General features: G+C 38.0%; 12 protein-coding genes. 11 read left to right on the forward strand and 1 reads right to left on the reverse strand.

The window, feature by feature from the left end:
* Positions 1–79 precede the first annotated feature (79 nt).
* From ME3_RS00375 to truB, 11 genes are all read left to right on the forward strand, one after another.
* Entirely contained in the window at positions 80–1,108 is a 1,029-nt protein-coding gene (locus tag ME3_RS00375) for a hemolysin family protein (protein WP_039952413.1), read from the forward strand.
* Between the two features lie 7 nt (positions 1,109–1,115).
* Entirely contained in the window at positions 1,116–2,705 is a 1,590-nt protein-coding gene (gene lnt / locus ME3_RS00380; protein ID WP_007476064.1) for an apolipoprotein N-acyltransferase, read from the forward strand.
* Positions 2,706–2,853: 148 nt separating this feature from the next.
* Positions 2,854–3,264, forward strand: coding sequence for a helix-turn-helix domain-containing protein (locus ME3_RS00385; RefSeq protein WP_007476066.1), 411 nt, complete (start codon positions 2,854–2,856; stop codon positions 3,262–3,264).
* 129 nt (positions 3,265–3,393) lie between these two features.
* On the forward strand, positions 3,394–4,662 hold the full coding sequence (gene metK / locus ME3_RS00390; RefSeq protein WP_007476068.1) for a methionine adenosyltransferase: 1,269 nt from the start codon (positions 3,394–3,396) through the stop codon (positions 4,660–4,662).
* Positions 4,659–5,360 (forward strand): tRNA (guanine(46)-N(7))-methyltransferase TrmB, encoded by a 702-nt coding sequence (locus tag ME3_RS00395; protein WP_007476070.1) that lies wholly within the window; start codon positions 4,659–4,661, stop codon positions 5,358–5,360. The genes metK and ME3_RS00395 overlap by 4 nt, the downstream gene beginning before the upstream one ends.
* 143 nt (positions 5,361–5,503) lie before the next feature.
* Complete coding sequence (gene rimP / locus ME3_RS00400) at positions 5,504–6,130, forward strand: ribosome maturation factor RimP (RefSeq protein WP_039952416.1); 627 nt, start codon at positions 5,504–5,506, stop codon at positions 6,128–6,130.
* Positions 6,131–6,178: 48 nt separating this feature from the next.
* Entirely contained in the window at positions 6,179–7,792 is a 1,614-nt protein-coding gene (gene nusA, locus ME3_RS00405; protein WP_007476073.1) for a transcription termination factor NusA, read from the forward strand.
* 18 nt (positions 7,793–7,810) lie between these two features.
* Positions 7,811–8,446 carry an RNA-binding protein gene (locus ME3_RS00410; protein ID WP_007476074.1) on the forward strand — a complete coding sequence of 212 codons (636 nt, stop codon included), beginning with the start codon at positions 7,811–7,813 and terminating at the stop codon, positions 8,444–8,446.
* Positions 8,443–10,992 carry a translation initiation factor IF-2 gene (gene infB, locus ME3_RS00415; protein WP_007476075.1) on the forward strand — a complete coding sequence of 850 codons (2,550 nt, stop codon included), beginning with the start codon at positions 8,443–8,445 and terminating at the stop codon, positions 10,990–10,992. Before ME3_RS00410 ends, infB begins: the two co-directional genes overlap by 4 nt.
* Before the next feature lie 127 nt (positions 10,993–11,119).
* Complete coding sequence (gene rbfA / locus ME3_RS00420; RefSeq protein WP_007476076.1) at positions 11,120–11,527, forward strand: 30S ribosome-binding factor RbfA; 408 nt, start codon at positions 11,120–11,122, stop codon at positions 11,525–11,527.
* 6 nt (positions 11,528–11,533) lie between these two features.
* Positions 11,534–12,496 (forward strand): tRNA pseudouridine(55) synthase TruB, encoded by a 963-nt coding sequence (gene truB, locus ME3_RS00425; RefSeq protein WP_007476077.1) that lies wholly within the window; start codon positions 11,534–11,536, stop codon positions 12,494–12,496.
* Between the two features lie 108 nt (positions 12,497–12,604).
* Here the strand turns inward: truB and ME3_RS00430 are convergent, their stop codons facing one another.
* Positions 12,605–14,233 (reverse strand): MFS transporter, encoded by a 1,629-nt coding sequence (locus ME3_RS00430; RefSeq protein WP_007476078.1) that lies wholly within the window; start codon positions 14,231–14,233, stop codon positions 12,605–12,607.
* Positions 14,234–14,423: the final 190 nt, after the last annotated feature.

Here is a 14,423-nt window from a genome sequence, read left to right on the forward strand (position 1 = left end):
AAAAACCAATATTACACAATAAAGCTTAAAGCATCTTATGCGTTATATTAAAAAAGAAGGCTTAGAAAATCTTAGGATCATGGTGGATAAAATTAATACACACAATAATAATCAAATATCTTCTCATACTGAAGGAGCCTCCTCTCAACGAACAAATCATATAGAAAAAAATTCATTTCTGAGCCATTTGTTTTCATTCTTACGTGGTCGTAATTCCACATCATTGCGTGATGATTTAACTGATGCCCTTGCTGCCCACAATGAAGATGACACAACACTCTTCTCATCCGAAGAGCGTATTATGCTGCACAATATCTTACGCTTGCGTGAAACACGCATTGATGATGTGATGATCCCACGCTCTGAAATCGAAGCATTAGAAATAAATACCCCTCTTGGGGAAGCTCTCGAATATTTCGAAAAAATTGGTTATTCTCGTATGCCTGTTTATGTTGAAACTTTAGATGATCCACGAGGTATAATCCATATTCGTGATATCCTTAGTCATATAACCCGCTTTATTACCAGTTCAACTTCCAACAAAAATGGGCAAAAATCTGTTCCACTTCAGTTAAACCATACGGAGGGTTTACATATCCCAATTGGTAAACTAGATCTTATTCGAACAGTTTTATTTGTTCCAAGCTCCATGCTTGCCAGTAAATTATTAACACGTATGCAAGCCACACGAACACAAATGGCTTTGGTTATTGATGAATATGGTGGCACAGACGGTTTAGTTTCTATGGAAGATATCGTTGAGCTTATCGTTGGTGATATTGAAGATGAACACGACAATATCAACAATGTTATTGTGCGTGAACCTGATAATAAATGGCTTGTTGATGCAAGAACTGAATTAGAAGATGTGGAAAAAGCTCTCGGTCCTGATTTCATTGTGGGAGAATATGGTGATGAAGTCGATACCATTGGTGGTTTGATTGTTTCCATTCTTGACCGCATTCCTTCAAAAGGTGAAATCATTGAAGCTATACCTGGCTACAAATTCCGTATTTTAGAAGCTGATAAACGCCGGATTAAACGATTACGCATTGTTCGTATCCCAGAAAATGAGCACTTAACTGAAGAGGCTACTTCAAAAGGATGATGGTCAAGTGCTTGTTAATAAGCTCACAGCTTTTCTATTTTCTATCACTGGTTGGAAACAGCAAATATGTGTTTTTTTATGTGGTGCACTCACATCCTTTGCGCTCCCACCCTTTTATCTGACACCTGTCAGCTTTTTAACTTTTCCTGTCTTCGTTATCTTACTTGATGCAATCTACACTATTCAAAATTTCAAAAAACGCCTTTTGATAAGTGCATTAACCTGCGGAAATTTTGGCTTTGGTTATTTTGTTTGCAGCCTTTGGTGGACAAGCAATGCTTTATTGATAGATCCGATTATTTATGCTTGGACAATACCATTTGTTGTTTTTGGCCTTCCTGCTTATCTTGCTCTTTATTGGGCTTTTGCTGGTTTTATTGTTGGTTGGTTATGGACAAAAGGGATAGCACGCTTTTTTGTCCTTGCTCTTGCACTGGGACTAGCAGAATGGTTACGCGCCATCTTGTTTACAGGATTTCCATGGAATGCACTTGGTTATACGGCTATGCCAACCCCGATGCTTATGCAATCAGATATGATTGTAGGGCTTTACGGAATGAATATTCTTGCTGTTTTAGTCTATAGTCTACCTACAGTTTTATTCACGAATGAAAAAAAGAAATCTGCTCTTGTTCTTTGTTCTCTACTTACATTAACCCATAGCTTCTTTGGATTTTATAGACTGAATACAGCACCTAATATCGCTGATTATCAAAAGAGTAGTTATTGGGTACGCATTGTTCAACCTTCCATCCAACAAAACAAAAAGTTAAACAATGCTATACCTGAAGATATATTCACAGCTCATCTAAATTTAAGTATAATGTCAGAAACTGATCAAACTTTAAAGCCTGACTTTATCGTATGGCCTGAAACATCTGTTCCTTACATTCTCACAGGTACTTCTGCTATCACAATGCGCATCGCCTCACTTCTTAAGCCACAACAATGGGCTATTATTGGTGCCGTGCGAGCTAATACTGACTTCCCTAATGCCCAAACACAATATTTTAATACAATTGAAGTCATTGACGCCAAAGGCAATATTCTTAACGTTTCCGATAAACTTCATCTGGTTCCCTTTGGTGAATATCTTCCTTATCAAAATTTATTGAAGAAAATTGGATTACATGCCATTGCTGATAAAATTGGTGGATATAGCTCTGCTTCTGAGCGCCAAACTGTCATAATGCCAAATGGATTTTCTTATCTTCCTCTCATTTGCTATGAAGCTATATTCCCCCATGAAATGACTTTTAAAGGCCCTCCTCCTCAAGCAATTATTAACGTTACAAATGATGCATGGTTTGGCATAACACCTGGCCCGTATCAACATTTTCAGCAAGCACGGCTGCGTGCAGTTGAATTAGGAATACCTCTTATACGAGTAGCCAACAATGGAATATCAGCTGTAATTGACCCTTATGGACGAATCGTTGATGCTCTTGAACAAAATGCTATTGGTTTTCTTGATTCTCCGATTCCATCACCAATTATTCTAATATGGAACAATGAATACAGAATATTCTCTACTTTCATCTTATCCATTCTTATGCTATTGTGCCGTATTAGTTTTGGCTTTACAAGACGACCTTAATAATTGAGTGCTTATGTATAATATCATGTTATGCGTACCAGTAACGTTTGGGAAAAGTATTACATATTATCCTAATTTATGATAAACTAACTTTACGTGCATCTAATATTGATTTGGAAACAAAGCGCTGAAAATAAAGAGTTGCAGTATGACCGAAACTAGAAAAAAGCCCGATCCAATAGATGTTTATGTTGGCACTCGTATTCGTTTACGTCGTAATATGTTAGGTCTTACCCAAGAAAAATTAGGTGAGCAATTAGGTATTACTTTTCAGCAAATCCAAAAATATGAAAAAGGTACAAATCGTGTTGGTGCAAGTCGCCTTCAAGCAATTGCAGAAATTATGGATGTTCCTGTTTCTTATTTTTTTGATAAAGGCATTACTCAATCCGTAGAAGGTTTTGCTGAAAATGAAAGTAATTTCATGGATTTCTGCTCTAGCAGCGAAGGAATCCAATTAATGCGTGCTTTTACTAATATACTTGATGCTAAAGTACGTCGAAAAATCATTGATTTAGCAAAAGCTCTTTCTGAAGAAGATCAAACAAATAAATTATAAGAATAAAAATTACATTTTTCCTTTAATATCGCCTTATAAATCAGCATTGATGATTTGCCATAGGATTGGCAAATAGAGCAAACTTTAAATAATAATAAAGTGCCGGTTTTCTTTTTTGAGGGAGTTTTTATGCCGTATCAAAATTATTTTTTCACTAGTGAATCAGTATCCGAAGGGCATCCTGACAAAATCTGTGATCGCATTTCAGATGAAATCGTTGATATGGTTTATAAAGAAGCGCAGAAAACTGGAACTGATCCATGGTTAATGCGAATCGCTTGTGAAACTTTAGTAAGCATAAATCGCGTAGTTATTGCTGGTGAGGTACGTGTTCCTGATACACTCTTAAAAAGAAATAAAAATGGAGAACTTATTTATGATAAAACTGGTTCTCCTATCATCAATCCTACCTATTTTCGTAAAGTTGCACGTCAAGCTATTCGTGCAATTGGTTATGAACAGGTAGGTTTTCATTGGAAAACTGTTAAAATTGATGTTCTTTTGCGTCAACAATCGGCTGATATTGCACAAGTGGTTGATAATGCAACTGATCGTCAAGGCCAAGAGGGAGCAGGCGATCAAGGTATTATGTTTGGATATGCTTGCCGTGAAACACCAGACTTTATGCCTGCACCAATCTATTATGCGCACAAAATTTTAGAGCTTCTTGCCATAGCGCGCCATAAAAAAGAAGGAGAAGCTGGAAAACTAGGGCCAGATGCTAAAAGTCAAATAACAATACGATATAAAAATGGAAAACCTATAGAGGTAACGTCTATTGTTCTTTCAACACAACATTTAGATGAAAATTGGGATTCAAATAAAGTACAAACAGTGGTTGAGCCTTATATTCGCCAAGCTTTACGTGATATTCCTATTTCTGATGAATGCAGTTGGTATGTTAACCCAACAGGCAAATTTGTTATTGGTGGCCCTCAAAGTGATGCAGGGTTAACAGGACGCAAAATCATTGTTGATACTTATGGTGGTGCAGCACCCCATGGTGGAGGGGCATTTTCAGGTAAAGATACAACAAAAGTTGACCGTTCTGCAGCATATGCTGCACGCTATCTAGCTAAGAATATTGTTGCAGCTGATTTAGCGGAACGGTGCACTATTCAACTTTCTTATGCAATTGGCGTTGCACAACCTTTATCTATTTACCTTAACCTTCACGGAACAGGAAAAGTAGATGAAAATACTATTGAAACCGCAATCCGCAAAGTAATGGATCTTTCACCAACAGGCATCCGAAAACACCTTGATCTTAACAAACCTATTTACTCCAAAACAGCTGCTTATGGCCATTTTGGGCGCAAACCAGAACATGATGGTTCATTTTCATGGGAAAAAACTGATCTAATTGCAACGCTTAAATCAATGATTAAAGTACCATGATTGCACATAAAACACGTATGAGCGAAGCCTTTTTTGGTCGCCGACAAGGGAAACGGCTACGAAACAATCAACTTGCGTGTATAAAAACGCTTCTCCCTACTCTTAACATTGATTTAAATAAACTAGCACCCTTAGAATTAACATCTTTATTTGCTACTCAAGTAAAGGAAGTCCGGCTTGAAATTGGTTTTGGTGGAGGTGAAAATTTGATTTATGAAATGGAACGTTCTCCACAAACTGGTTTTATCGGCGTAGAACCCTTTATTAATGGTATAGCAAAAATATTAGTCCATATTGAAAAACACACACATTATCAAAATCATCTTCGCCTTTATGATAATGATGCCACACAACTTCTTGATTGGCTGCCAACAGCATCTCTTGATGGAATAGATCTTTTTTATCCCGATCCATGGCCTAAAAAAAAGCATTGGAAACGGCGATTTATCAATGCAAAAAACCTTAATCGTTTTGCTCGAGTTCTTAAGATAGGTAAAAAATTTCGTTTTGCCAGCGATATAGATACTTACGTCAATTGGACCCTATACCACTGTACACAACACAACAGTTTTGAATGGCAAGCAGAAAATCCTCAAGACTGGAAAACCCCCTACCCGTCATGGCAGAGCACCCGTTATGAAGCAAAAGCTTTGCGCGAAAGCAGAACACCTGCTTATCTTACTTTTATTAGGAAATAGGTGATAAAACACTTTACCATGGACGACTTGAAAAACTTTAAATTTAAGAATATAATGAAACGAATTCTTAATCTTTTGATAAGGAGTGGGTTATTTGGACCCGCTCTTTTTTAATATCAGTGGGTCAAAACAACTTGAATGATATAAACGAAACTGAAACAATAAATAACATTGATGAGCCGCGTCTGTTTGAAGAAGATGGCATAGAAGGGCGTGTGGCTGCTCTTGTCTCACCATTGCTCAAACCTTTAAGTTATCGTTTAATTCGCGTAAAATTCTCTGGTTTAAATGGCTTAACTCTTCAGATTATGGCTGAACACACTGATGGCACCATGACAATAGAAGATTGCGAAATCATTAGCCGCACTGTTTCGCCTTTTCTTGATGTGCAAAATGTCATTGAACGAAAATATCATTTGGAAATCTCATCTCCTGGTATTGATCGTCCCTTGGTAAGAAAATCTGATTTTTTCAAGTGGCAAGGACATATTGCAAAAATTGAAACTGGTGTTGTTATTAATGGGCGCCAGAAATTTCGTGGCACACTAACAAATATTACACAAAATAGCTTTACCTTAAATACCGATAAAGCTTTTCATGGAGAAATAACGGATGTTTTGATTCCTTTCGCTGATGTTACGAATGCGCGTCTAGTGCTCACTGATGAACTTATTCGCGACGCACTGAAAAAAGGTAAAGAGTTACGTCAACAGCTAATCCCTGAAGATAATCTCAACACTTTAACCGAGAAAACAAACTGTCAAAATTAATATTAATTAGGATCATTCCGCTTGGATGGTATAAAAAGGAGAAAATCTATGGCTATAAGCGCTAACAGGCTTGAACTTCTGCAAATCGCAGATGCTGTTGCACGCGAAAAGTCAATTGACCGTGAAATTGTCATTTCTGCAATGGCCGATGCTATACAGAAAGCAGCACGTTCACGTTATGGTCAAGAAACCAATATCCGTGCTGAAATTAATTCTAAAACCGGTGAAATCAAATTGCAGCGTTTACTTCAAGTTGTTGATATCGTTGAAGATTATACAAATGAAATCGCTTTATCTGACGCCTTAAAACATCAAGTCGATATAAAAATTGGTGATTTTTTCTGTGACCCTTTACCTCCTATGGATTTTGGGCGCATTGCAGCACAATCTGCCAAACAGGTTATTGTCCAAAAAGTGCGTGATGCGGAACGTGACCAGCAATTTGAAGAATTTAAAAATAAAGTTGGTGAAATAATTTCTGGTACAGTCAAGCGTGTAGAATATGGTAATGTTATTGTCGATCTAGGGCGCGGAGAAGCTATAATACGACGTGATGAGCTAATTCCGCGTGAGTCCTTTCATTATGGAGATCGGATTCGTGCCTTTGTTAATGATGTACATCGTGAACAGCGGGGGCCGCAAATTTTCCTTTCGCGTACGCACCCTCAATTTATGGCAAAACTTTTTACCATGGAAGTGCCAGAAATTTATGATGGTATTATAGAAATTAAATCCGTTGCACGTGATCCAGGTTCGCGTGCTAAAATTGCTGTCGTTTCACGTGATGGCTCAATTGATCCTGTTGGAGCGTGCGTTGGAATGCGAGGAAGTCGAGTTCAAGCTGTTGTTGCGGAATTGCAAGGAGAAAAAATTGATATTATTCCTTGGTCACCTGATGCTGCAACATTTATTGTTAATGCACTACAACCTGCTGAAGTTTCAAAAGTCGTTCTTGATGAAGATGCGGAACGTATTGAGGTTGTTGTTCCTGATGACCAACTCAGTCTCGCTATTGGGCGACGTGGGCAAAATGTTCGTTTAGCCTCGCAATTAACAGGGTGGAGCATTGATATCTTAACAGAACAAGAAGAATCCGAAAATCGTCAAAAAGAATTTAATGAACGCAGTAAGCTTTTCATGGAATCCTTAGATGTTGACGAAATGGTCGGACAAGTTATGGCATCAGAAGGTTTTGCTTCAATTGAAGAAATTGCCTATGTTGATCTTGAAGAAATCGCTTCTATTGATGGTTTTGATAATGAAACTGCTTCAGAAATTCAAAGCCGTGCACACGAATATCTAGAACGCAAAGAAAAAGAATTAGATGAAAAACGTAAAAAACTCGGTGTTGCTGATGAATTGCGATCACTTCCTGGCATGACAAACGCGATGTTGGTTGCTATTGGCGAAGATGGTATTAAAACAATAGACGATTTTGCAGGTTATGCAGTGGACGACTTAATTGGCTGGCGAGAACGTAAAGGAGGTCAAGTTCAGAACTTCTCTGGTATCTTAACCCCATTTGATATTACACGTACTGATGCAGAAGCTATGATTTTAGCTGCACGAGTGCAAGCAGGTTGGATATGCCAAACTGATTGTGTCGCAGAAAATTCTACAGAAAATGAGAAAACAGATAACGTGGATGAAGATACACTTTAAATAGGAGACACACTTTAAATGAATGAGCGGACCTGTATTGTGACAAAGAAGAGCGCTTCAACAACAGCGTTGATCCGCTTTGTCGTTGGTCCAAACAATCAAATTATCCCCGATCTTAAAGCTAATTTGCCTGGGCGTGGTATTTGGGTCTCTGCTCATTATAATACCATTGAAGAAGCAATTAAACGTAAAGCTTTTAGCAAAAATCTTAAAACAGATGTGGAGGTTGCTTCAAATCTTGCTAATATTGTGGATAAACTCCTCCTAAAATCTGCCCTTGGGAGCCTTTCTATGGCGCGAAAAGCAGGTGCTGTTGTTACAGGTTTAACCAAAGTTGATTCTGCTATTCGCTCTGGTCAGGTTGCTCTCGTGCTTCATGCAAAAGAAGCTACGGAAGGTGGTAAACGGAAAATTCTACAAGCAATCTATGCAATACAACAGAAAACGAATCAGGATATAAACGTCTTATCTTTATTTACAAGCGATGAAATGAGTGTGGCTTTTGGAGCTAATCTTGTGATACATGCAGCCTTATTGAATACAAAATCTGCAGAGGGTTTTAGCAAAACGATAAACAAATTAATCGCCTATCGTAACGAGAAACACAATAAGCCTTGTGAGATGACGGCAAAAGCCGTGAAGGAAATACAATGAGTGAAAATAATAATGACAAGATAACAGCTAAAAAGACGCTGACCCTCAAACGAACAGGGCTGGAAACTAGTATGGTCAAACAAAATTTTAGTCATGGCCGTACAAAAGCTGTAGTTGTCGAAACTAAACGACGTAAAATTACACGTCCTGATGAAAAAGTTGAAACATCATTGTCAATTACTAAACCGCATGTGGCTCAACCGCGTTCCAAACCGCGGTTTGAAGAAAAAGCAACTCGTAAACCTATAGCCCAAAAAACTGTGGCTCAAAGTAATCTTTCATCAGCTGAAATAGAAGCAAGATTTCGTGCTTTAGAAGAAGCAAAAATCCAAGAACAGATAACGCGTCAACAAGCTGAAGAAAAAGAAAGACGTGTCAAAGAACGTGAAGAAAGCTTGCGTCTACAAGCTGCTCAAGAAAAAACAAAACAGCAAGACAATCAACACACTGTAGCACAAACTCAAATTTTCTCTCCTGCAGTCTCTCTAACAGAACCAATAGAATCAGTAAAGGTAGCTGCCCCGTTTAAAAATACAGCTTCAATCGAAAAACGTGCCATAGATGACAATGAAGACGAAGAAAAGCGTAATCGTCGCGCTAATCTTTCCAAATCAGAAATACGTGCACCTAAAGCTGTAAAAGGAGCTGATGAACGCCGCCGCGGAAAACTTACCCTTAATAGTGCCTTAGATGAAGAAGGCAGTGCACGTGGCCGTTCAATGGCTGCAATGCGCCGCAGACAAGAAAAATTTAAACGCGCTCAAAGCCAAGAACCACGGGAAAAAATTTCTCGTGAAGTTATTCTGCCTGAAACTATTACCATCCAAGAACTTGCACAACGTATGGCTGAACGCTCCGTTGACGTTATTAAATTTTTGATGAAACAAGGCCAAATGATGAAGCCTGGCGATGTTATTGATGTAGATACTGCTGAGCTTATTGCTATTGAATTCGGTCATACAGTTAAATGTGTCTCAGAATCGGATGTAGAAGAAGGTATCTTTAATATAGCTGATGACCCTCAAAAAATGCGGCAACGTCCACCAGTGGTAACAATTATGGGCCATGTCGATCACGGAAAAACGTCTTTGCTCGATGCTATTCGCAAAGCCAATGTTGCATCTAATGAAGCAGGTAGTATTACGCAACATATTGGTGCTTATCAAATTGAACAAAATGGTCAGAAGATTACCTTTATCGATACACCCGGACACTCTGCCTTTACAGCCATGCGTGCTCGAGGTGCTCAAATCACTGACATTGCTATTCTAGTAATCGCTGCAGATGATAGTGTTATGCCGCAAACAATTGAATCAATCAATCATGCAAAAGCTGCTGGTGTACCTATTATTGTTGCCATTAACAAAACTGATAAACCAACTGCTGATGCACAAAAAGTGCGCACAGAACTTATGCAACACGAAGTTTTCGTAGAATCCATGGGTGGGGAAACTTTAGAGGTTGAGATTTCTGCTAAAACTGGTCAAAATCTTGATAAACTTCTAGAAGCTATTCTTCTTCAAGCTGAAATTCTTGACCTGAAAGCAGATCCAGAACGAACTGCAGAAGGTATTGTTATTGAAGCAAAACTTGATCGAGGACGTGGGTCTATTGCAACTGTTCTTGTCCAAAAAGGTGCATTGCATCTTTCCAATATTATCGTAGCAGGTAATGAATGGGGCCGTGTTCGTGCCTTGATTGATGATCATGGTAACCATATTAAAGAAGCAGGTCCTTCTACACCGGTTGAAATTTTAGGTATGCAAGGTACACCGCAAGCTGGTGACCGTTTTGCTGTTGTAGTGAATGAAGAAAAAGCGCGTGAAATTTCTGAATATCGTCAACGATTAGCACGTGACAAAGCTGTAGCACGAAAAGCTGGTTCTCGTGGTTCTCTTGAACAAATGATGACAAAACTGCAAACCACTGGTATAAAAGAATTTCCGCTTATTATTAAAGGAGATGTTCGGGGATCTATTGAAGCGATTGCATCAGTATTAGAAAAGCTAGGAAATGAGGAAGTATGTGCACGTATTGTTCACTCTGGTACTGGAGGAATCACTGAAAGTGATATTTCTCTTGCTGCAGCATCTAATTCTGCTGTTATTGGTTTTAATGTCCGAGCTAATAAACAAGTGCGTGATCTAGCGGCGGTTCAAGGAATTGAAATTCGCTATTATAACATCATTTACGATCTCGTTGATGATGTTAAAGCAGCTATGTCAGGATTACTTTCACCAGAAAAACGTGAAACATTTCTTGGTAATGCTGAAATTTTGGAAGTCTTTAACATTACAAAAATTGGAAAAGTTGCTGGCTGTCGAGTTACAGAAGGTAAAATAGAACGAGGAGCAAGTGTTCGCCTCATTCGAGATAATATTGTTATTCATGAAGGAAAACTTAAAACACTTAAACGTTTCAAAGATGAAGTCAATGAAGTGCAAGTTAGCCAAGAATGTGGGATAGCATTTGAAAATTATGAAGATACACGTATAGGCGATATTATTGAAATTTTCCGAGTCGAGCACATTAATCGCACATTATAAAATCACATGATAACTTTCCTCTTTATTAAATAAGAAAAATTATTGGGTTAATGGATAGTGCCTCTTTCCTTTTTAATTTTTTAAAAAAGTAAAGAGAAGAGAAATTGTAATAAAGGTTATGAGTTCAATGAAAAACACAAGCTCATCACAACGGCAATTAAGAGTGGGAGAACAAGTTCGCCACGTGTTAGCTCATATACTGCAACGAGATATTTTACTTGATAATGTCTTAAAAGATGTTGTTATTTCTATCTCTGAAGTACGTATGTCAGCAGATCTGAAAATTGCCACTTGCTTTGTTTCTCCGCTCAGTACTGTTCACGATATTTCTCATACTGCTATTATAGAAGTCTTGAATAAACATAGTCGTTTTATCCGTAAAGAAATTAGCCATCAATTGCGACAAATGAAATACATGCCTGAATTGCGTTTTCGGTTTGATAGTAGTTTTGATAATTTTTCAAAAATTGATGCTCTACTCCATTCACCTGCAGTAGCACGCGATCTTCTGCGTAATAACGAGCCTGAAAATTAAAAGAGCATGGCACAACAACGCAAAAAAAAAGGTCGTTCTATCTCTGGTTGGATAATTCTTGATAAACCAAAAGGAATGAGATCAACAGAAGCTGTCTCACAAATCAAATGGCTCTTTAATGCACAAAAAGCAGGGCATGCAGGCACACTTGATCCACTTGCTTCTGGTATGTTACCTATTGCATTAGGTGAAGCAACCAAAGCTATTCCCTATGTTATGGAAGGTATAAAAAACTATCACTTTCACGTAGCTTGGGGAGAAGAGCGCTCAACAGATGATCTCGAAGGTGAAGTAATTAAAACAGCGACTCAACGTCCAACACAAGAAGATATCCTTACCCTTTTACCCAAATATACAGGTGTTATTTTACAAACACCTCCAAAATTTTCTGCAATCAAAATTGCCGGCAATCGTGCTTATGATCTAGCCCGTGCAGGTGAAATTGTTGAAATTCCACCCCGCGAAGTGAAAATTGAATCTCTCAAACTTACTGGAACCACCACACAAGGACATTCCATTTTTGAAATAACATGCGGAAAAGGAACATATGTACGCTCCTTAGCACGCGATATGGGACGTGATCTTGGTTGTTATGGATATATTGCTGATTTACGCCGTGTCGCAGTAGCTCCTTTTAATGAAAATGATCTCATTCCATGGAATAAATTAGAGGCAGCCGTAACACATAAAGATGAAAAAGGAAAAAATTATGCATTTCCCAAACGGGATTTCTCTATACTTGATAAACTCCTAACTGAGACAAAGGCTGCATTAGTTCATCTACCTCATTACACTATAAGCGAAAATCAAATGCAGCATTTAAAAACGGGCAATCCAGTACTCTTACGTAATCAAAATACATCCGTTGATGAAAATGATGTTTGTATAATCTACAAAGACCAACTTCTCGCTGTAGGTACTATTGAAAAAAACCAATTCAAACCAAAACGTATTTTCACAAATAGATGAACTTCTTTCTGCCTGCGATAACTTCTTTATGGAACAAAGTATTTTCCTACACTTATTAAGAATAATTGATCCATTTTACCACTTTATATCCAAGCTGTTCTATTAAGATCATTGCTCTGTAGAAGGCTTCAAATATACCTCATCAGCCTGTGGTACTGTTTGCCACTCAATCATACGATGTACTCTTATACCATCAGGTGCACAATTTAATCGACTAAGATGTTTATTTACTTCTGCATCTGCTTTTATAGCCCGATAATTATGACGTAAATAATCCACCCATGTTGGCATATGATAAACTTCTGTCCAATAGCCAGGTTTTTCAAGGTTACGTACAAGGGCCCATTGGCGAGCACCATCACGTCGACGAATATGACGACGACGTACCATAACTTCAAGAAATTCTTTAAGATCATTTTCATTGATTTGATAATCAATCATAATCATGATAGGGCCACTGCGTGCTTCTAAGTCAAGCAAAAGTTGTGGTTCTTTAAATTGATCAAGTGGATCAAAATTTATCTGAGGAATTTCTTGAATTTTAAACTTTATACCCGCAAGAGCCCCTAAAATTAAGAAGAGAGCAGAAACACTCAAAGCCACTGTTGGAGAATAAGCATCAGCAAATACACCCCAGATCACACTACCAACTGCCATACCACCATAAGATGCAGTTTGATAAAGTGCTAAAGCACGTGCAACAACCCAGCGTGGTGTGGAAAGTTGTACAGATGTATTAAACAGCGACAACGCTAAAACCCAGAATAAACCAGCAGGAAATAAAACAAGATGGCTTACAATAATTGAACGACTCACTGCTAAAACAAAGCAAACAAAAGAAAAGCCAATAAATGAAGTTGCAACAATCGTTTCTGAACTAAAACAATGTCGTATATACGAATTAACAAAGCCAGCTGTAATCGCACCTATACCAAAACAACCAAGTAACGTACCGTAGAGAAGGGCTCCTCCCCCAAGAATGTCACATGCAACAATTGGTAACAGAGCAGAAACCGAAATCGTCCCGATACCAAAAAGAAATGCTCTGGCCATAACGTTTAAAAGATTAGGCGACATCACAACATAACGCAAACCATCTGCTATAGCCCCTAAAAATTTCTCTCGCGGCAATGGTAATGTAGTGGTCTTATAGTTTGGTTTCCATAAAAATAAAGCACTCGTTAAAGGAATATAACTCATAGCATTCAATAAAAAAGCAACCGTCCCACCTAGAGTAGCAATGACGACTCCTCCGATAGCAGGACCTATACTGCGCATTAAATTAAAGCCAATACTATTTAGAGTAACAGCAGTAGGGATATTTTCTCTACTTACAATATCCCCCATTGTTGCTTGCCAAGCAGGATTATGAAAAGCAAGCCCACACCCAATCAAAAATGTAAAGCACAGTAAAAGCCAAGGCGTTATCAATCCTAAATAGGATAAAACAGTCAAATTAATTGATACAATTATCATAACTATTTGTGCAAATAACATAATCTGACGCCGATTAAAATTATCGGCTAATGCTCCCGCCATCAGAGAAAAAACAACAAGCGGTAATACTGTAGCACCTTGAACAAGCCCAACCATGAAATGTGACGAACTAATCAAAGTCATCAACCAGCTTGCCCCTACAACTTGTATAACAACTCCTAAATTAAAAATGAGAGTCGCTGACCATAAATTTCGAAACATTGAATTTCGAAAAAGCTCTAACGTTGAAACTTTCTGCATCTTTTGTCTCCAAATCGGCAGTCTAATCTTCTTTTTACCATAAACACATTGCGCAAAGCTGCAATCTTTCTCTTAAATAGATATGCCATATTTCATAAAATAGCCTTAAACTAAACAACTTTATTTCTACAGAAGATCTTCAATATACTTTCAAGGGCTAGTATTTTGTTCTTCTTTCTTATATAAATGC

The organism is Bartonella melophagi K-2C (assembly GCF_000278255.1).
GTDB lineage: Bacteria > Pseudomonadota > Alphaproteobacteria > Rhizobiales > Rhizobiaceae > Bartonella > Bartonella melophagi.

Bases quoted from the DNA above. Each gene is read 5' to 3' on its own strand.
- ME3_RS00375 (WP_039952413.1), top strand. From the start codon at position 80: ATGGTGGATAAAATTAATACACACAATAATAATCAAATATCTTCTCAT.
- ME3_RS00385 (WP_007476066.1), top strand. From the start codon at position 2,854: ATGACCGAAACTAGAAAAAAGCCCGATCCAATAGATGTTTATGTTGGC.
- metK (WP_007476068.1), top strand. From the start codon at position 3,394: ATGCCGTATCAAAATTATTTTTTCACTAGTGAATCAGTATCCGAAGGG.
- ME3_RS00395 (WP_007476070.1), top strand. From the start codon at position 4,659: ATGATTGCACATAAAACACGTATGAGCGAAGCCTTTTTTGGTCGCCGA.
- nusA (WP_007476073.1), top strand. From the start codon at position 6,179: ATGGCTATAAGCGCTAACAGGCTTGAACTTCTGCAAATCGCAGATGCT.
- ME3_RS00410 (WP_007476074.1), top strand. From the start codon at position 7,811: ATGAATGAGCGGACCTGTATTGTGACAAAGAAGAGCGCTTCAACAACA.
- infB (WP_007476075.1), top strand. From the start codon at position 8,443: ATGAGTGAAAATAATAATGACAAGATAACAGCTAAAAAGACGCTGACC.
- rbfA (WP_007476076.1), top strand. From the start codon at position 11,120: ATGAAAAACACAAGCTCATCACAACGGCAATTAAGAGTGGGAGAACAA.
- truB (WP_007476077.1), top strand. From the start codon at position 11,534: ATGGCACAACAACGCAAAAAAAAAGGTCGTTCTATCTCTGGTTGGATA.
- ME3_RS00430 (WP_007476078.1), bottom strand. From the start codon at position 14,233: ATGCAGAAAGTTTCAACGTTAGAGCTTTTTCGAAATTCAATGTTTCGA.